Consider the following 18,235-nt stretch of genomic DNA (forward strand, 5'->3'; position numbering starts at 1 on the left):
ACGCAGTGATCCGAACGAACAACCAAGCCGGGCGCGGCCCCGCCCTGTGCGGAGACCGCGCCCGGCCGTCAGTTGCCACACTTCTAGGAGCACCGTCTTGTCCCCCACCTCATCGCCCGCCACCCGCGTCGGGCTGGCGGCCGCCCTCCTCCTGCCGGCCGCCTTCCTCGGCGCGTGTTCCGCCCTCGGCGGCGACGACGGCTGCCACGACACGGCCGCCGAACTCAAGGGGCTGGCCGCCCAGCCGCTGCTCGGCTCGGCGCCCACCGGTGCCGCGGCGCCCACCAACTACCGCGGTGTGGGCGTGACCACCGGATGCGACGACGACAGCAGCGGAAAGCCCTGGCTGCACGCGGACCGTGTCTACGCCTTCCCGGGCAACCCCGATGACGTCCTCGCCCACTACGCGAAGACCGCCGCCGCCGAAGGCTGGCACCCCGAGGCGGACCCGGATCCCGAAGCGCCGCCCGCCACCGTGGAGGGCGCCTGCTGGACCAAGACCGAGAAGAGCCGGCACCTGCTGCTCAACATCGACTTCCACACCGACGGCTTCTCCCCGACACCCAAGGTCGGCACGGGCCTCGCCTACGCGGTGACGGTCGGCACCGAGGGCGACGGCGGCACACCCACCTGCTGGCAGTAGGGCCGGATTCCTCTGTGGAATCCACCGGAATTCCACCGATCACAGCGTGCTCGCACCGAAGACCGGTGACTGTGGGTTTCCTGTGCTCGCCGCGGAAAAAGCACTGGCCGTGGTGGTGAGCCGCATTCCTGGCGGGGTGCGGGGAACGGCACTCCTCCCCCGCGAACGGCACTGGTGGCCCGTCCCCACGCCGTGGCCACCGAAGCGGTCTGCTGACGCGGTTACTCCCACACCACCACGTTCCGCCGTACCGGCACCGTGGAGGGCCCGCTGGCGAACAGTTCCGGTGAGTGTGCCCGGATGCGCTCGATGTCGCTGAAGACGGCCCGCAGATGGGTGCGCATGGCGGCGCGGGCGAGCGGGACGTCCCCGCCGACGACCGCCTCGAAGATCTCGTGGTGCTGGACGGCGAACACGGCCGGGGAGACGTTCTCGTGCAGGCCGAGCCGCCTGGCCCGGTCGAGGTGGCCCTTGGCCGCGGCGACGTTGGTCCACACGTTGCCGTGGCCGCTCAGCCGCATCAGGCCCTGGTGGAACGCCTCGTCCAGCTCGAAGAACTCCTCCAGGCCGAGATCCGCGTGCCGCTGCCGCTCCAGGTTGCCCCGCAACTCCCCGACCACCTCGGCGTCGAGGTCCGCGGGCAGATCGTCCAGCGAGGCGAGTTCGACGGCCTCCCGCAGGAACTGCGCGTCGGCGACCTGCGCCGGGTCCACCCGGGAGACGAACGACCCGATCTTCGGGAAGACCTGCACCAGACCTTCCTGCGACAGCAGGATCAGGCTCTCCCGCACCGGCGTCCGGCTCACGCCGAGCGACGCCGCGAGCTCGTTCTCCGACAGGGCGGCGCCCGGGGCGAGTTCGAGGGTCAGGACCATCTGACGCAGCTTCAGATAGATCGCGCGCCGACTGGTGCGGTCCCGGTTCGATTGAGCCATACGGCCATCGTATCGGTGGGTGCGCGCCGGTGAGCTGGGCGGCCCGCGGCGGGGCAGGGAACGTAAAAACGTGGTGACACGACCATTGCCACTTCGCGACAGATGCTTGTATACAAGTACTGGACGACCGATCGTACGACCCCTGAAGGAGAGCCACCCGTGAGCAAGATCGAGCGCGTGGACGTGTTCGTCGCCTCCCCCGGGCGCACGTTCGTCACGCTGCGCATCACCACGGACGACGGTGTGACGGGCCTCGGTGACGCCACGCTCAACGGACGTGAACTGGCCGTGGCGAGCTACCTGCGCGATCACGTCGTACCCCTGCTGATCGGCAAGGATCCGGCCCGGATCGAGGACATGTGGCAGTACCTCTACCGAGGCGCGTACTGGCGGCGCGGGCCGGTCACCATGACGGCGATCGCCGCCGTCGACACCGCTCTGTGGGACATCAAGGGCAAGACCGCCGGGCTGCCCGTCTACCAACTGCTCGGCGGCCGGTCCCGGGACGGCGTCCTGGTCTACTCGCACGCCAGCGGCACCGACGTGCCGTCCCTCCTCGACGACGTCGAGCGCTACCTGGAGCTGGGCTACAAGGCGGTCCGTGCACAGGCCGCGGTGCCCGACGTCGGTGGCACCTACGGCGTCCGCAAGGGCAAGGTCTACGAACCGGCCGCGAGCGAGCTGCCGGACGAGCAACCCTGGGACACCGAGGCCTACTTGGGGTTCGCGCCCACGTATCTGGAAGCCGTCCGGGAGCGGTTCGGGTTCGGGTTCCATCTGCTCCATGACGTCCATCACCGGCTCACGCCGATCGAGGCGGCCCGGTTCGGCAAGAGCGTCGAGGCGTGCCGGCTGTTCTGGATGGAGGACCCGACACCCGCCGAGAACCAGGAGTCCTTCCGCCTGATCCGCCAACACACCACGACACCCATCGCGGTCGGCGAGGTGATGAACTCGATCTGGGACGTCCAGCACCTCATCACCGAGCAGCTCATCGACTACGTCCGCACCACCGTCGTGCACGCCGGCGGCATCACCCACCTGCGGCGGATCTTCGACCTCGCCGCGCTGTACCAGGTGCGGACCGGTTCGCACGGCGCGACCGACCTCTCCCCGGTCAGCATGGCGGCGGCCGTGCACCTCGACATCAGCGTGCCCAACTTCGGCATCCAGGAGCACATGGGCCACCCGGACGAGGCCGCCGAGGTCTTCCGCACGGGCGTGACGTTCGCCGACGGCATGCTCTTCCCGTCGGAGGAGCCGGGCCTGGGAGTCGAGTACGACGAGAAGGCGGCCGAGCGTTTCCCGTACCAGCAGCGTTACCTCCCGGTCGCGCGGCGCCTCGACGGGTCGGTGCACGACTGGTGAGCGCACGACTGAGCCGTACGACACCCCTCGTAGCGGAGGCCCGACCCGCGGTCGACCCCGCCCAACTCCGCCCCCGCATCGTCCACTTCGGCCTCGGCGCCTTCCACCGCGCCCACCAGGCGGTCTACACCGAGAACGCCGCCGCCCGGTCCGGTGAGCCCTGGGGCATCACCGCCGTGGCACCGCGGTCGGCGCGGACCGTACGCGCCCTGCGGGACCAGGACTGCCTCTACTCGCTCACCGAGCGCCGTCCGGACGGCCCCCGCACCCGGGTCGTGGGGTCGGTGGTCGACGCCCTGGCCATGGGGCCGGATGCCAAGGCGATCGGCACGCTGCTCGCCGATCCCGAGGTGACGGTGGTGACGCTCACCGTGACCGAGAAGGGCTACCACCGGCTCGCGGCCACGGGTGGCCTGGACACGGCCGCCGTCGCCGCCGACCTCGTGACGGACCCCGACGGGCCGTTCACCACCGTGGTCGGCACTCTGGCCGCCGGACTGGCGGCGCGGACACGGGCGGGCGGCACACCGATCAGCGTCGTGTCCTGCGACAACATGGCGGACAACGGCGCCGTGTTGAGCCGGGTCGTACGGGAATTCGTCGCCGCGTCCCACTGGCCCGACCGCGTCCGGATCATGGACCGGATCGCCGAGACCGTTCGTTTCCCCGCGACGGTGGTCGACCGGATCGTGCCCGCCATGACCGAGGCCGACCGGATCGCCGCAGCGACCGCTCTCGGGGTACGCGACGAACTCGCCGTGACGGCCGAGCCGTACCGGCAGTGGGTCCTGGAGGACTCCTTCGCGGCGCCCCGGCCGCCCTGGGAGCTCGACGGCGCCCTGTTCGTAAGGGATGTGACGCCGTATCAGCTCACCAAGCTGCGCCTGCTCAACGGCTCCCACTCCGCCCTCGCCTACCTCGGGACGGCCGCCGGCCACACCACGATCGCCGACGCCATGGCGGCCGACTGGGGCGAGCGTCTCGTCCGGGCGCTGTGCGCGGAGGTCGCGCCCACGCTCCCGGCGGGTGGCCCCGACCCGTCGGCGTACGCGGACGACCTGGTCGTACGTTTCCGCAACCCCGCCATGCACCACCTGCTCCGGCAGATCGGCTCCGACGGATCGCTGAAGATCACCGAGCGCTGGCTGCCCGCCCTGCGCGCGCTGCGCGCCCACGGCACCAGCACGCCGGTACTCGAACTCGCCTTCGCCGCCTGGGTGTTGAGCACCCGGCGGACCGACGCACCCTCCGACCCCGCGGCCGACGCGCTCGCCGCCTGTTGGAACACGACCACCACCCCCGTCGAGACGGTCCGCGCGCTGCTGCGCGTCCTCGGCTCGACGGACCTGGCGGGCGACGACGCCCTCACCACCGCCGTCGCGGACCGGCTGCCCGCCCTGCGAGCCGGGCGCATCGAGATCTGACTCCCCGCCCACACCGGCCGCCGCACATCGGTCCCCGAACCGCGTCCCGGAACCGCCTCCCCGAACACCGTCCCCGAACAATGGAGTTCACGATGAAGGACAGCGTCATAGCCGCTCAGCAGACGCCACCCGCGCACCGCACCACGAGCGATCTGGCCCGGGCCGCCGTCTCGGGATGGCTGGGCACGGCCATGGAGTTCATGGACTTCCAGCTGTACTCGCTCGCCGCCGCGATCGTCTTCAACAAGATCTTCTTCCCGGACGTCAGCCCCGCCATCGGCCTGATCGCCGCGATGGCGACCTACGGCGTCGGCTACGTCGCCCGGCTCGCCGGGGCCGTCTACTTCGGGCGGATGGGCGACCGGATCGGCCGCAAGAAGGTCCTCGTCATCACGATCCTGCTGATGGGCGCGTCCACCACCCTCATCGGCGCCCTGCCCACCTACGCCACGATCGGCATCCTCGCGCCGAGCCTGCTCGTCCTGCTGCGCCTGGTCCAGGGATTCGGCGCCGGCGCGGAGATCGCCGGGGCGACCGTGCTGCTCGCCGAGTACGCCCCCGTGCGCAGGCGCGGCCTGATCGCCTCGCTGGTGTCGCTCGGCACGAACTCCGGCACGCTCGCCGCCTCCGGTCTGTGGGCCATCCTCCTCGGCGCGCTCAGCGAGGACCAACTCCTCTCCTGGGGCTGGCGGTTGCCCTTCCTGCTGAGCTTCGCGCTCATGCTCTTCGCGGTCTGGCTGCGCCGCGGCCTCAAGGAGAGCCCGGTCTTCGAGGAACGCCCCGACGTCGTGGACGGTGTGGCGATGGACCGCGGCGAGGTCGAGTCCACCATCGCCGCCGGCTCCGCCGTCGACAAGCACCAGAGCAGCGTCCTGGCGGCGGGCATCCGGCAGCGCAAGGGCAAGGCGTTCTTCCTCGCGCTCGGCCTGCGCCTGGGCCAGGCGGGCAACTCCGGTCTCATCCAGACCTTCCTGGTCGGCTACATCGCCACCAACCTCTCGGTCGGCCGGTCCGTCCCCACGGACGCGATCGTCTACGGCTCCCTGCTCGGCTTCGCCACCGTGCCGCTCGTGGGCCTGATCGGCGACCGCTACGGACGGCGCCCCGTCTACATGGCGTTCTCCCTCCTGACGGTCGTCATCGCCTTCCCGGTGATGTTCCTCATCTCGTCCGGCTCCTCGGCGGCGGTGATGCTCGGCATGGTGCTCGGCCTGAACGTCGGTGTCCTCGGCCTGTTCTCGCTGGAGAGCGTGACGATGGCCGAGCTCTTCGGCTCCCGCACCCGGTTCACCCAGCTCGCCCTCGCCAAGGAGATCGGCGGCATCCTCACCACCGCGATCGGCCCGGTCCTCGCGGCCTCGCTCACCGCCGTCACCGGCAGCTGGTGGCCCATCGCCGTGATGCTCATCGTCTACTCGCTCATCACCTTCGTCAGCGCGTTCCTCGCCCCCGAGACACGCGGACGCGACCTGGTCCGACTGGAGGACGCCGTATGAGCAGTCGCAGCATGAGGGCGGTCGTGGTGCACGGCCCCGGAGACGTACGCATCGACGAACGGGCCCGCCCGGTACCGGCCGAGGGCGAGGTACTGCTCGCCCTGGAGTGGGGCGGTATCTGCGGCTCCGACATCGCGTACTGGAAGAACGGCGCGTCCGGCACCGCCTCACTGGCTCACCCACTGGTCCTCGGCCACGAGGTGGCGGGCCGGATCGCGGCGCTCGGCACCGGAGTCACCGGCCTGGACGAAGGACAGCAAGTCACCGTCCACCCGGCCCAGTTGGTGGGCGACGGCATCCTCCCGGCCCGGATCGCCGGACGCACCAACCTCTACCCGCGCATCCGTTACTTCGGCTCGGCGGCCTTCGACCCGCACACGGACGGCGGATTCAGCGAATACCGTATGGTCCCCGCGACCCAGATCCGCCCCCTCCCCGAGGGCGTCGACACCGAACAGGGCGCCCTGGCCGAGCCGTTGGCGGTCGCCCTGCACGCCGTGGGCCGGGTCCCCGACCTGCGCGGCCGAACCGTCCTGGTCAACGGGGCAGGCCCGATCGGCTCGTTGGTGGTCGCCGCCGCCAGACACCACGGGGCGGGCACCGTCATCGCCGCCGACCTCTCTGCCGCCTCCCTCTCCGTGGCCCGAGCGATGGGCGCCGACGAGACGCGTGACATCTCCCTCGGGCAGGCCCTGCCCGAGGACGTCGAGGTGGTCTTCGAGGCGTCCGGCGCCCCCTCCGCCCTCGGCCCGGTCCTACGGGCCACGGCTCGCGGCGGCACTCTCGTCCAGGTCGGCAACCTTCCCGGTGCCGCGGTCTCCGCCGCCCTCGGTGACCTGGTGACCCGCGAGATCACCTGGATCGGCTCGTACCGCTTCGTCGAGGAGATCGACGAAGCGCTGCTCGCGCTGCGGGACGGCTTGGACGTGACCCCGGTGATCACGCACCGCTTCCCGCTGGACCGGGCCGAGGAGGCACTGGCCGTGGCCGCCGACCCCGGCAGCGGAAGCAGCAAGGTGATGCTGCGCCTGACCGCCCCCTGACCCGCCCCACCACCTGACCACACGCACACACCCCACCCAGGAACCAGGAGAATCCCGTGCCCTTGCCGCCCCCGCCCCGTACGGCCGGCCGACCGGAACAGGCGGCCGACGTCGTGTGCGTCGGCGAGACGATGGCCGTCCTCAGCCCACCGGACCATCGCCCGCTCGACGAACAGTCGACGCTCGCGATGGCCATCGGCGGCGCCGAGTCCAATGTCGCCTGCACGCTGGCCGGCCTCGGCCACCGCGTCGCCTGGCTGAGCCGCGTGGGCGACGACCCGTTCGCGCGCCGCATCCTGGCCGAACTCGCCGCGCGGGGCGTGGACGTGACGGGGGTCGAGACCGACCCGGTCCGCCCGACGGGCGTCTACTTCAAGGACCCGGCCCCGGCTGGCACCCGTACCCACTACTACCGCGGCGGATCGGCCGCCACCCTGATGGGCCCGGACCTGACCCGGCTCCCGGCACTGCGCCACGCCCGCGTCGTACACCTGTCGGGCGTGGCCGCGGCCCTCTCGGACAGCTGCGCCCACCTCCTGGAGGCCATCCTCGTGGACCGCGCCCTCACCGAGGACACCGCCGGACCGACCGTCTCCTTCGACGTCAACCACCGTCCCGCCCTGTGGCAGGGCGGCACCGCGGAAGCCGCAAAAAGCCTGCTGACCCTCGCCCGCGCGGCCGACATCGTCTTCGTCGGCCGGGACGAGGCCGAGACCCTCTGGGGCACCGCCCGCCCGGACGACATAGCGGAGCTGCTCTCCCCCGCCCCGCTGATCGTCGTCAAGGACGCCGAACACGGAGCGACCTCCTACGCCGACGGCTCCCCTACGTTCGTCCCCGCACTGCCCACCCGGGTGGTCGAACCGGTCGGCGCGGGCGACGCCTTCGCGGCCGGCTACCTGGCCGCCGTACTGGAAAACCGCGACGAACGCGCCCGCCTGCGCCTGGGCCACCTGGCAGCGTCCGCGGCACTGCGCACCAGGGCCGACGTCCCGGTCCTGCCACCCCGCGCAGAGACCGACCACCACCTCACCCTGGACGACACCGCCTGGGCCGGCACGGCACCGCGATGAGCCACCGACCGACGCCGGACGCCTGACGCCTGAAGGAGCACCCCGCCATGAACACCCCTGATCCGAGCACCGACTTCCTCACCCACCTCCCGAAGGACCGGGTGATCGCCGTCGTCCGCGCCCCGGAGATCCCCGACGCCGCGGCGCTGTGCGCGGCGCTGCGCGCGGGCGGCATCCGCTGGATCGAGTTCACCCGGACCACCCCGGACCTCGTCACCCACCTGCGCAAGGCGGTGGCCGACGGCCGGGACGGCGTCGGCGCGGGCACGGTGATGACCGCGGAGCAGGCCGAGGAACTGATCGAGGCGGGCGCCCAGTACCTGGTCACCCCCGGCTGCCGCCCGGCCGTCGCGCAGGCGGCAGCGGCGGCCGGAATACCAGTCATCATGGGCGCCCTGTCCCCGACGGAGGTCGGCATGGCACTCGACCTGGGCGTGGCCGCGGTGAAGATCTTCCCCGCCCGCGCCTTCGGCCCCCGCCACTTCCGCGACCTGGCCGGCCCCTTCCCCGACGTCCCCCTGGTGGCGTCGGGCGGCGTCAACGCGACCAACGCGGCGGCCTTCCTCGCGGCCGGAGCACGCGCGGTGTGCGCAGGCTCGGAAGTAGTCCCATCCGCGGTGGTGGCCGCAGGTGACTGGCCCGAACTGACCCGCCGCGCCCGAGAGTTCACCACTTCCCTGCCACCCGAGCGGTCACCGGCGTAGCGCGTCAGGACAGGGCGAGAACGCAGAACTCGTGCCCCTCCGGATCGGTCAGACACGTCCAAGGGACGTCACCCTGCCCGAGGTCGAGGTCGGTGGCACCAAGGGCACGCAACCGCTCCACCTCCGCCGCTTTGTCCTCACCGGGATACGGCAGCAGATCAAGATGAACGCGATCCGGCACGGTCTTCACGTCGGCCGTCCGAAGGAACTCAAGAAACGGCCCGCCACCCTTCGCGGACCGCAACACCGCGTGATCGTCGGTCACTTCAAGCAGAACCCAGTCAATGGCCGCACCCCAGAACCGCCCCATGGCCCGCGGATCCACACAGTCGACCACCACCGCGGCGATCGGCCCGGTGTCCCGGTAGACGTCCCGAGGCTCCAGCACGCAGAACTCGTTGCCCCCGGGATCGGCGAGGACAGTCCACGGCACGTCGTCGCCCTGCCCCACATCGACGGGCACCGCACCGAGCCCCCGCAGTCGCGCGACCAACTCCGCCTGATGAGCGGCGGAGTTGGTGGCGAGATCGAGATGCGTACGGTTCTTCGTCGCCGTCTTGGGCTCCGGAACGGGAACGACGTCGATGCAGACGGCATCCGGGTGCGGCCAGACGAGCTCGCCGACGGGCGCGACGTACGTGGTCACACCGGGACTGACAACACTCCACCCGAGCGCCTCCCCCCAGAACCGCCCGACGGCCAACCCGTCAACAGCCTTGATGTTCACCTGAACAGGTCGCAGCGCCATGTCGGCGATCCTATGCACCTGCTGCGACGAAGACACCTGGGGCGACCACGCCTCCGACATCGTTGTCGGAAGCGTGGCCTGCCCGGGGCGCGGCCCTACGGGATGCAGCGGGCCCCGAGGGGGCACAGGACGCCGAGGAGCGCCGTCGGCTTACGGCGTGTAGCGGGCGTCACTGCCGTACAGCTCCCTGGTGAACGCGGAGACATCGGCGCTGCGATCGGCGCCGTCGAGGTTGTACGTCAGATAGACGCCGTACCCCTCGCTGACCGTGCGGCGGGCGAGGGCGGCGGCCGTACTCTGCGAGGTCCCGCCGATCTGGACGGCCGCCGGCGACAGCTTCGACTTGGGCAGTGCGATGCCGGGGACCTGCCAGGTGCCGTAGTACGGGTTCCAGGCGTAGTCGAACTTGGACGAGACGTCGACGCCGCCGTAGGACAGGCGCGACGCGGCCGGGCCGATGTTGTAGAGGCTGATGATCTTGTCCGGCATGTTGGCGCGCAGTGCCGACACCAGGTACACGAACGAACTGGCGTTGGGCTGGCCGGTGCCGTTGTTGCCGTAGTCGGCGTACTCGTCGTCGAAGTCGATGCCGTCGAGGCCGTACTTGGCCACGGTGTCCGACAGTTGTTTCGCGAACGTGGAAGCCGCCTGCTGGGACGGGAAGTTGGCGAAGCCCGCGCCCTGGTGGTTGCCGAGCACCGAGAGGACGACCTTGATGCCCTTCTGCTGCAAGGGCCGTATCTGCGTGGCGGCGTTGTCGAGGACGCGTTTCACGTTCTCGTTGAAGTACAGGGTCGCCGCCTTGGCGCTCGTGTCGTAGTTGATGTTCGCCGCGAAGATCACGGCGACGTCGAAGACGTTGCCGCCGCCGTTGGAGAGGGTGTACTTGCCGACGTTCAGCATGCTGTTGTTGTTCACCTCGACGTACGCCACCGAGGTCGGTCCTTGTTTCGCGGCAGCGGGGGCCGCTGCCGCGCCGGTCGTGGCGGTCGCGCCGAAGGCGAGGGCCGTGACGGCCGAGAGCGCGAGCGCGGCCGTCCATACTCTGCTCCGCACCGGAGTGAACATCGTTGATCGGTCTCCCATCGCATGGAGCGGCGCCCGACCTGTTCGCGAGCGCCGAGTGAGCCCCCCGATCTTTCCGTTCCCGTGACCGAATCCCCAGAACCATGCGAGAACTCTTTACGACTCCCACGCACGTCGCGCCGCAACCCCGAGCCCTGGCAAGGGAGTTACTGGAACGCCACGCTGCCGCACTGTCCGCGGCGCCTCACAACCCCACGATCTTGTTCCACCGCTTGGCGAACGCCACCCGCTCCGTCGACGTGATGTCACGCGCGATGGCAAGGTGCTTGCGCATCGTGGCGTCCGGAAAGATCAGAGGGTTGTCGGCGAGGGCGGCGGTGTCCTTGTCCTTGGAGGAAGCGAGCACGTCCTGCGCGGCCGGGACGGGACAGACGTAGTTCACCCAGGCGGCCAGCTCGGCGGCGACCTCGGGCTCGTAGTAGGAGTCGACCAGCCGCTCGGCGTTGGTCTTGTGGCGGGCCAGGTCGGGGATCATCAGGGAGTCCGACCAGAGCTCGGCGCCCTCCTCGGGGACGACGAAGCGGATGTCGGGGTTGTCGGCCTGGAGCTGGATCACGTCGCCCGAGTACGCCTGACAGGCCAGGACGTCGCCGCTGACCAGGTCCTTGGTGTAGTCGTTGCCGGTGAAGCGCCGGATCTGACCGTTGTCGACGTACTTCTCGACCTCCTCGCAGATGTCGTAGAAGTCGTCGGCGGTCCACTTGGTGATGTCCACGCCATTGCCCTGCATGAGCAGCGCGAACGCCTCGTCGAGGCCGGAGAGCAGAGTCACCCGACCCTTGAGGTCGCTCGCCCAGAGGTCCTTGACGTGCCGGATCTCGCGGCCCACCCGACGGTGGTTGTACGCGATGCCGGTGATGCCCGACTGCCACGGCACCGTGTACTTGCGCCCCGGGTCGAAGGCGGGCGAGCGCAGCAGCGGGTCAAGGTACCTGGCCACATTGGGCTGACGCGCGCGATCCATCTCCTGGACCCAGCCCAGCCGCACGAAGCGCGCGCACATCCAGTCACTGATGACGATGAGATCCCGGCCGGTCTGCTGGTGGTTCATGAGGGCGGGGCTGATCTTGCCGAAGAACTCGTCGTTGTCGTTGATCTCCTCGATGTAGTCGACGGAGATCCCGGTGCGCTTCTCGAAGGCGTCCAGCGTGGGCCGCTTGGTCGAGTCGTCGTCATCGGTGTCGATGTACAGGGGCCAGTTCGACCAGGTCAGCCGGTGGTCCGAGGCGGAGAGATCGGCCCCGGCCCGTTGCCCGGGACTCACGTACGCGGCGGGCACCCCGCAGCCGGCCAGCCCGCCCAGCACCGCGGCCCCGCCGAGCGCGCGCAGCAGGGTCCGGCGGGAGGGCGGGGAAGTCTTCGGTGAGAGGGCCATTACCGAAGCATGCCGCCCCCGCCTGTACCCGGACAATCGACGCAGCGTCGAGCGGCCCAGCGCAGGTCCGACACCTTGTCGATAGCCCCGGTCAAGCCAGCGGCAAGGCCGGGCCCAGCGACGCAAGCACATCCGTCCCCGCCCCCACCCCCGCCCCGCAGCACGGCAACCAGACCTCGACCGTCAGCCCACCCAGAGACCGGGTCCGGGCCCATACCCGCCCCCCGTGCGCCGCGACAACGGCAGCGACGATGGACAACCCAAGTCCCACCCCATCCCGCTCTCGCCCCCGCCCCCGCCCGTGCGGGGCGACACGGTCCGGACCGAGCCGCCGAAACGGCTGAAAGAGCCCCGCCGCCTGATCCGCGGGAATCACCGGCCCACTGTTCTCGATCCGCAGCCCGGGCCGCCCCGCCGCGTCCACCCCCGTCCACACACTCACCCATCCCCCCTCCCCCGCCGGCAGATTGTGGCGCACGGCGTTCTCCGCGAGGTTGACCACCAGCCGCTCGATCAACTGCGGGTCGCCAAGCGCGGACGCCGGCTCCAACCGCGCCTCGACCCGACAGCCACCCACCGCCGGCAGCCGTTCCCGCACGATGGCCGTCAGATCCACGAACTCCCGCCGCTCCAGCCCCCGTTGACTACGCGCCAACGTCAACAGCGCATCGATCAACCGCTCCTGCTCCTGCCCAGCCGCCCGCACCCGCCGCAACGCGTCCCGCAACACCTCCTCGGACGCGTCCGGATCGGCCAGCGTCACGTCCACGACGGCCTGTTGAAGCGTCAGCGGAGTGCGCAACTCATGCGAGGCATTGGCGACGAACTGCTTCTGCGCCTCAAACGCCCCCGCCAACCGAGCCAGCACATCGTCGAAGGTGTCCGCCATCGCCTTCAACTCGTCGTCGGGCCCAGCCACGGCAAGCCGCTCATGCAGATTCTCGGCCGAGATGCTCCGCGCGGTAGCGGCCATCGTCCGCAGCGGCGACAACACCCGCCCGGCCATCACCCACCCCAGGGCAACGGAGCCCAACGCCATCACCGCCAGGGCAATACCCCCCTCGATAAGCAGCTCATGCAACTGATCCGCCCGCACGGCATCCACGACGACACTCACAGTCGGCGGCCCATCAGCCCCACCCGGCACCGTCACCCCGTCCGGCGCCAGCCCCCCACCCTCGACAGTCCGAGCGGCCTGCCCCGGCGCGGCGTGCGCGGCAAGAACGTACGTGATCCCCAACAACAACGCCCCGGCAACAACGAACAACGCGCTGTAGAGCAACGTCAACCGCCACCGAATGCTCCGCGGCCACCACACCACACCCACACCCCGCTCTCCCCCACCTACCGGATCCGATACCCCGCCCGATCCACCGTCTCGATCAACGCCGGCTCCCCCAACTTCCGTCGCAACCTGCTCACCGTCACCTTCACGGTCTGACTGAACGGATCGGCCGCCTCATCCCACCCCCGCTCCAACAACTCCTCCGTGGAGACAACGGCCCCCTGCGCCCCGAGCAACAGCTCAAGCACGGCGAACTCCTTGGGGCTGAGCGGCAGTTGACCCCCCGCTCGACTGGCCTCCCGCCGAGCCGGATCAAGCCGAAGCTCCCCGCGAACCAACACCGGCGGCAACGCAGGCTGCGCACGCCGCGCCAACGCCCGTATGCGCGCGACGAGTTCGGAGAAAGCGAACGGCTTGGACAGATAGTCGTCGGCACCAAGTCCCAGCCCAGCAACCCGATCGGCCACGGTCCCGGAAGCCGTAAGCATCAGCACCCGAGCCCGACTCCCACCCCCGGCCAACCGCCGACACACCTGATCCCCATGCAGACCGGGCAGATCACGGTCGAGCACGACGACGTCGTACCCGTTGATCTCGGCACGCTCCAGGGCGGTCAGCCCATCAAGGGCAAGGTCGACCGCCATGCCCTCCCGACGCAGCCCCGCGGCCACCGTCTCGGCGAGTTCTTCGTGGTCCTCGACCAGCAGCACACGCATGGCCGTCAGTGTGGCGGGCTGGAGGTTACACACGGATAAGAGCGACCGTTCCGCTGCTGTAACCACCCAGGGAGTTGCCTGAGACCCGCAAGCAGCCGCAAGCATCCGCAACCAACAGCGCCTCACCACAGGCCTGATCACAGGAGGAACCATGCGCGCTCTGGCGACCCGATCGCAGAGCCTCGCCCTCGGCATCGCCGTGCTGACGGCCGCCGCGCTAGGCACGGTCAGCGCAACGGCCGCCCAGGCGTCCGGCACATCGACGACCAGGGCCCCGGGCGTGAGCGTAGGCAAGGAGAAGGGCGACGACGCCAAGCCCACCGAACCACCCCGCGGCGCCCGTCTCGCGGTGAAGTACAACCCGACAGCCGACGCCCCGGACGACCTCAACGCCGCCAACGACGACTTCGCCGCCTGCATGAAGAAGCAAGGCCAGTCGGTCTTCCCGGACTTCGAGGCATCCAAGGGCGAAGACGGAGGCGTTCTTCTGAAGGTTCGGATCACGAGCCCGGACTTCGACCCGACATCGAAGAGCTACCGAAAGGCGCTCAAGACATGCGCCCCGATCCTGGCGAAGGCGGGCCTCACGTTCCCGAACCCGTCGGACCTGCCGCTGCCTACGCCGGGCAAGCCCGGCAAGCCCGGTGAAGAGGCCCCGTCCCTGCCCAACCCGACCAACAGCATCAGGACCGCCTGACCATCGCGGAGGGAGAACGACGCGGCCCCGGACGGCACTTGATCCGTCCGGGGCCGCGCGCGTTCAACTACCGCCGAACCGCCGGAGGTCTACGCGTCGAGCGACGTCATCACGTGCTTGATCCGCGTGTAGTCCTCGAACCCGTACCCCGACAAGTCCTTGCCGTAGCCCGACTTCTTGAACCCACCGTGCGGCATCTCCGCGACCAGCGGAATGTGCGTGTTGATCCACACGCACCCGAAGTCCAGCCGCTTGGACATCCGCATGGCCCGCCCGTGGTCCTTCGTCCACACCGACGAGGCAAGCGCGTAGTCGACGCCGTTGGCCCAGGACACCGCCTGCTCCTCGTCCGTGAAGGACTGAACGGTGATGACCGGCCCGAAGACCTCGTTCTGGATGATCTCGTCGTCCTGCTTCAGCCCGGAGACGACGGTCGGCGCGTAGAAGTACCCGACGTCACCGACCCGGTGCCCGCCCGCCTCCACCTTCGCGTGCGCGGGCAGCCGCTCGATGAACCCGGACACCTGCTTGAGCTGGTTCGGGTTGTTGAGCGGCCCGAACAGCACGTCCTCGTCGTCAGGCTGCCCGGTCTTCGTCTCGGCGGCGGCCTTCGCGAGCGCCGACACGAACTCCTCGTAGATCCCCTCCTGCACGAGCACCCGCGTGGCCGCCGTACAGTCCTGGCCCGCGTTGAAGAACCCCGCCACGGAGATGTCCTCGACCGCCTTGGCGATATCCGTGTCCTCGAAGACGACGACCGGCGCCTTGCCGCCCAGCTCCAGATGAACCCGCTTGAGATCCTTGGCCGCGGACTCGGCGACGGACATACCCGCCCGCACGGACCCGGTGATGGAGGCCATCGCCGGAGTCGGGTGCTCGACCATCAGACGGCCGGTGTCACGGTCGCCGGTGACGACGTTGAAGACACCCTTGGGCAGGATCCCCCCGATGATCTCCGCGATCAGGACGGTCGACGCCGGGGTGGTGTCCGACGGCTTCAGCACGACGGAGTTGCCCGCCGCGAGCGCCGGGGCGAACTTCCAAACGGCCATCATCATCGGGTAGTTCCACGGCGCGACCTGCGCGCAGACACCGACCGGCTCACGACGGATGATCGACGTCATCCCGTCCATGTACTCGCCGGCCGAGCGCCCCTCCAGCATCCGGGCCGCGCCCGCGAAGAAGCGGATCTGGTCGACCATCGGCGGGATCTCCTCGGACCGCGTGAGCCCGATCGGCTTTCCGGTGTTCTCCACCTCGGCCGCGATCAGCTCCTCGGCGCGCTCCTCGAAGGCGTCCGCGATCTTCAGCAGGGCCTTCTGCCGCTCGGCGGGCGTCGTGTCGCGCCAGCCGGGGAAGGCCTCGGCGGCGGCCGCCATGGCGGCGTCCACGTCCGCCTGTCCGGACAGCGGCGCGGTCGCGTACGCCTCGCCCGTCGCGGGGTTGACCACCTCGGTGGTCCGGCCGTCGGCGGCGTCCTTGAACTCACCGGCGATGTAGTTCCGTAGTGTGCGCAGCCCACGCGGCTCGGTGCTCACTGCCGGCCTCCTGTCAGGTCGTGATGTCCAGTTCGTACTGTCCGGTCGCTGAGACACCCACCCTAATCCGCCGCCCCACGTTTTCAACACCCCTGGCCGCCGCATTGCTGCGAAATCCGCAGGTCTCAGTCACGTAAACAACGAATTTCATCGCTTCGCCCTTGCGGAACAATCGAGACGTCGTGCACAGTGAGGTCGTGGCCAGTCGAAGCGCAGAGCACAGGGACTCCCGCGAGTCCAGGAACGGCAGCAGCCCGCACCTGGACGCCGTCTCCCTCGCCATCATCGAGCAGCTCCAGGAGGACGGCCGGCGGCCGTACGCCGCGATCGGCAAGGCCGTTGGCCTGTCCGAGGCGGCCGTGCGGCAGCGCGTCCAGAAGCTGCTCGACCAGGGCGTGATGCAGATCGTCGCCGTCACGGACCCGCTCACCGTGGGCTTCCGCAGGCAGGCGATGGTGGGCGTCAACGTGGAGGGCGATGTCGAGTCCATAGCGGAAGCGCTGACCGACATGCCGGAAGTCGAGTACGTGGTGATGACCGCGGGCTCGTTCGACATCCTCGCCGAGATCGTCTGCGAGGACGACGACCACCTGCTGGACGTCATCAACAAACGCATCCGGTCACTGCCCGGAGTGCGCTCCACCGAAAGCTTCGTCTATCTGAAGCTGAAGAAGCAGACCTACATGTGGGGAACCCGATAACCGTGAGCCAGAAGGACCTCAGCAAGACCGCGTACGACCACCTGTGGATGCACTTCACCCGCATGTCCTCGTACGAGAACTCGCCCGTCCCGACCATCGTCCGGGGCGAGGGCACCTACATCTACGACGACAAGGGCAAGCGCTACCTCGACGGTCTCGCGGGTCTGTTCGTGGTCCAGGCCGGTCACGGCCGTGTCGAGCTCGCCGAGGCGGCCTTCAAGCAGGCGCAGGAGCTGGCCTTCTTCCCGGTGTGGTCCTACGCCCACCCCAAGGCCGTCGAGCTCGCGGAGCGCCTCGCCCACCACGCCCCCGGCGACCTGAACAAGGTCTTCTTCACCACCGGCGGCGGCGAGGCCGTGGAGACCGCCTGGAAGCTGGCGAAGCAGTACTTCAAGCTGCAGGGCAAGCCGACCAAGTACAAGGTCATCTCCCGCGCGGTCGCCTACCACGGCACCCCGCAGGGCGCCCTGTCCATCACCGGCCTGCCGGCCCTCAAGGCCCCCTTCGAGCCGCTCGTCCCGGGCGCGCACAAGGTGCCGAACACCAACATCTACCGCGCCCAGCTCTTCGGCGACGACCCGGAGGCCTTCGGCCGCTGGGCCGCCGACCAGATCGAGCAGCAGATCCTCATGGAGGGCCCGGAGACGGTCGCCGCGGTCTTCCTGGAGCCCGTGCAGAACGCGGGTGGCTGCTTCCCGCCCCCGCCCGGCTACTTCCGTCGGGTGCGCGAGATCTGCGACCAGTACGACGTGCTGCTGGTGTCGGACGAGGTCATCTGCGCCTTCGGCCGCCTCGGCACGATGTTCGCCTGCGACAAGTTCGACTACGTACCGGACATGATCACCTGCGCCAAGGGCATGACCTCGGGCTACTCCCCGATCGGCGCCTGCATCATCTCCGACCGCCTGGCCGAGCCGTTCTACAAGGGCGACAACACCTTCCTGCACGGCTACACCTTCGGCGGCCACCCGGTCTCCGCGGCGGTCGGCCTCGCCAACCTCGACCTGTTCGAGCGCGAGGGCCTCAACCAGCACGTGCTCGACAACGAGGGCGCCTTCCGCTCGACCCTGGAGAAGCTCCACGACCTGCCGATCGTCGGCGACGTCCGCGGCAACGGCTTCTTCTACGGCATCGAGCTGGTGAAGGACAAGGCGACCAAGGAGTCCTTCGACGACGAGGAGACCGAGCGCATCCTGTACGGCTTCCTGTCCAAGGCCCTGTACGACAACGGCCTGTACTGCCGTGCCGACGACCGCGGCGACCCGGTCGTCCAGCTCGCCCCGCCGCTGATCTCCGACCAGGGGACGTTCGACGAGATCGAGCAGATCCTGCGCGCGACTCTGACGGAGGCGTGGACGAAGTTGTAGTCCTCGCGCACTGATCTTCTGTCTGGATGATCAATA

17 protein-coding genes are annotated in these 18,235 nt (G+C 69.7%); 10 read left to right on the plus strand and 7 right to left on the minus strand.

The annotated features are described in order from the left end of the window. Positions 1-97 precede the first annotated feature (97 nt). Positions 98-643, plus strand: a complete 546-nt coding sequence (locus M2283_RS32775; RefSeq protein ID WP_280880093.1) for a hypothetical protein — start codon at positions 98-100, stop codon at positions 641-643. A gap of 221 nt (positions 644-864) precedes the next feature. Here the strand turns inward: M2283_RS32775 and M2283_RS32780 are convergent, their stop codons facing one another. Next, entirely contained in the window at positions 865-1,578 is a 714-nt protein-coding gene (locus M2283_RS32780; RefSeq protein ID WP_280880094.1) for a GntR family transcriptional regulator, read from the minus strand. Between the two features lie 159 nt (positions 1,579-1,737). Here M2283_RS32780 and manD point away from each other — a divergent pair, with 159 nt between their 5' ends. The 6 genes from manD (at position 1,738) to M2283_RS32810 (ending at position 8,686) form a co-directional block, all read left to right on the plus strand. Then, positions 1,738-2,946, plus strand: a complete 1,209-nt coding sequence (gene manD / locus M2283_RS32785) for a D-mannonate dehydratase ManD (protein WP_280880095.1) — start codon at positions 1,738-1,740, stop codon at positions 2,944-2,946. Then, positions 2,943-4,370 carry a mannitol dehydrogenase family protein gene (locus tag M2283_RS32790; RefSeq protein WP_280880096.1) on the plus strand — a complete coding sequence of 476 codons (1,428 nt, stop codon included), beginning with the start codon at positions 2,943-2,945 and terminating at the stop codon, positions 4,368-4,370. Before manD ends, M2283_RS32790 begins: the two co-directional genes overlap by 4 nt. A 92-nt stretch (positions 4,371-4,462) precedes the next feature. Then, on the plus strand, positions 4,463-5,866 hold the full coding sequence (locus tag M2283_RS32795) for an MFS transporter (RefSeq protein WP_280880097.1): 1,404 nt from the start codon (positions 4,463-4,465) through the stop codon (positions 5,864-5,866). Further along, the gene (locus M2283_RS32800) at positions 5,863-6,909 is read left to right on the plus strand and encodes an L-idonate 5-dehydrogenase (RefSeq protein WP_280880098.1); all 1,047 of its coding nucleotides are present in this window, start codon (positions 5,863-5,865) and stop codon (positions 6,907-6,909) included. The genes M2283_RS32795 and M2283_RS32800 overlap by 4 nt, the downstream gene beginning before the upstream one ends. Positions 6,910-6,965: 56 nt before the next feature. Then, the gene (locus tag M2283_RS32805; RefSeq protein WP_280880099.1) at positions 6,966-7,982 is read left to right on the plus strand and encodes a sugar kinase; all 1,017 of its coding nucleotides are present in this window, start codon (positions 6,966-6,968) and stop codon (positions 7,980-7,982) included. Between the two features lie 47 nt (positions 7,983-8,029). Then, positions 8,030-8,686 (plus strand): bifunctional 4-hydroxy-2-oxoglutarate aldolase/2-dehydro-3-deoxy-phosphogluconate aldolase, encoded by a 657-nt coding sequence (locus tag M2283_RS32810; RefSeq protein WP_280880100.1) that lies wholly within the window; start codon positions 8,030-8,032, stop codon positions 8,684-8,686. A gap of 4 nt (positions 8,687-8,690) precedes the next feature. Here M2283_RS32810 and M2283_RS32815 read toward each other — a convergent pair whose 3' ends face one another. From M2283_RS32815 to M2283_RS32835, 5 genes are all read right to left on the minus strand, one after another. Continuing rightward, on the minus strand, positions 8,691-9,434 hold the full coding sequence (locus M2283_RS32815) for a VOC family protein (protein WP_280880101.1): 744 nt from the start codon (positions 9,432-9,434) through the stop codon (positions 8,691-8,693). 150 nt (positions 9,435-9,584) lie between these two features. Further along, on the minus strand, positions 9,585-10,502 hold the full coding sequence (locus tag M2283_RS32820) for an endo-beta-N-acetylglucosaminidase H (RefSeq protein ID WP_280880102.1): 918 nt from the start codon (positions 10,500-10,502) through the stop codon (positions 9,585-9,587). Positions 10,503-10,704: 202 nt separating this feature from the next. Continuing rightward, entirely contained in the window at positions 10,705-11,895 is a 1,191-nt protein-coding gene (locus tag M2283_RS32825; protein WP_280880103.1) for an ABC transporter substrate-binding protein, read from the minus strand. A gap of 91 nt (positions 11,896-11,986) precedes the next feature. Then, positions 11,987-13,183 (minus strand): HAMP domain-containing sensor histidine kinase, encoded by a 1,197-nt coding sequence (locus M2283_RS32830; RefSeq protein ID WP_280880104.1) that lies wholly within the window; start codon positions 13,181-13,183, stop codon positions 11,987-11,989. 56 nt (positions 13,184-13,239) lie between these two features. Then, complete coding sequence (locus M2283_RS32835; protein ID WP_280880105.1) at positions 13,240-13,896, minus strand: response regulator transcription factor; 657 nt, start codon at positions 13,894-13,896, stop codon at positions 13,240-13,242. Between the two features lie 151 nt (positions 13,897-14,047). Between M2283_RS32835 and M2283_RS32840 the strand changes: the two genes are divergently transcribed. After that, positions 14,048-14,593 carry a hypothetical protein gene (locus tag M2283_RS32840; RefSeq protein WP_280880106.1) on the plus strand — a complete coding sequence of 182 codons (546 nt, stop codon included), beginning with the start codon at positions 14,048-14,050 and terminating at the stop codon, positions 14,591-14,593. Between the two features lie 89 nt (positions 14,594-14,682). Here M2283_RS32840 and M2283_RS32845 read toward each other — a convergent pair whose 3' ends face one another. Next, positions 14,683-16,131, minus strand: a complete 1,449-nt coding sequence (locus M2283_RS32845) for a gamma-aminobutyraldehyde dehydrogenase (protein ID WP_280880107.1) — start codon at positions 16,129-16,131, stop codon at positions 14,683-14,685. A 182-nt stretch (positions 16,132-16,313) separates the two neighbouring features. Here M2283_RS32845 and M2283_RS32850 point away from each other — a divergent pair, with 182 nt between their 5' ends. Continuing rightward, entirely contained in the window at positions 16,314-16,832 is a 519-nt protein-coding gene (locus M2283_RS32850; protein ID WP_280880108.1) for an Lrp/AsnC family transcriptional regulator, read from the plus strand. Continuing rightward, positions 16,817-18,199, plus strand: a complete 1,383-nt coding sequence (locus tag M2283_RS32855; protein ID WP_280880109.1) for an aspartate aminotransferase family protein — start codon at positions 16,817-16,819, stop codon at positions 18,197-18,199. The genes M2283_RS32850 and M2283_RS32855 overlap by 16 nt, the downstream gene beginning before the upstream one ends. Positions 18,200-18,235: the final 36 nt, after the last annotated feature.

The organism is Streptomyces pseudovenezuelae, assembly GCF_029892565.1.
Lineage (GTDB): Bacteria > Actinomycetota > Actinomycetes > Streptomycetales > Streptomycetaceae > Streptomyces > Streptomyces pseudovenezuelae_A.

Coding starts and splice junctions, on each gene's coding strand:
- M2283_RS32780 (WP_280880094.1), bottom strand. CDS start 1,578: ATGGCTCAATCGAACCGGGACCGCACCAGTCGGCGCGCGATCTATCTG.
- M2283_RS32795 (WP_280880097.1), top strand. CDS start 4,463: ATGAAGGACAGCGTCATAGCCGCTCAGCAGACGCCACCCGCGCACCGC.
- M2283_RS32800 (WP_280880098.1), top strand. CDS start 5,863: ATGAGCAGTCGCAGCATGAGGGCGGTCGTGGTGCACGGCCCCGGAGAC.
- M2283_RS32810 (WP_280880100.1), top strand. CDS start 8,030: ATGAACACCCCTGATCCGAGCACCGACTTCCTCACCCACCTCCCGAAG.
- M2283_RS32815 (WP_280880101.1), bottom strand. CDS start 9,434: ATGGCGCTGCGACCTGTTCAGGTGAACATCAAGGCTGTTGACGGGTTG.
- M2283_RS32820 (WP_280880102.1), bottom strand. CDS start 10,502: ATGTTCACTCCGGTGCGGAGCAGAGTATGGACGGCCGCGCTCGCGCTC.
- M2283_RS32825 (WP_280880103.1), bottom strand. CDS start 11,895: ATGGCCCTCTCACCGAAGACTTCCCCGCCCTCCCGCCGGACCCTGCTG.
- M2283_RS32835 (WP_280880105.1), bottom strand. CDS start 13,896: ATGCGTGTGCTGCTGGTCGAGGACCACGAAGAACTCGCCGAGACGGTG.
- M2283_RS32840 (WP_280880106.1), top strand. CDS start 14,048: ATGCGCGCTCTGGCGACCCGATCGCAGAGCCTCGCCCTCGGCATCGCC.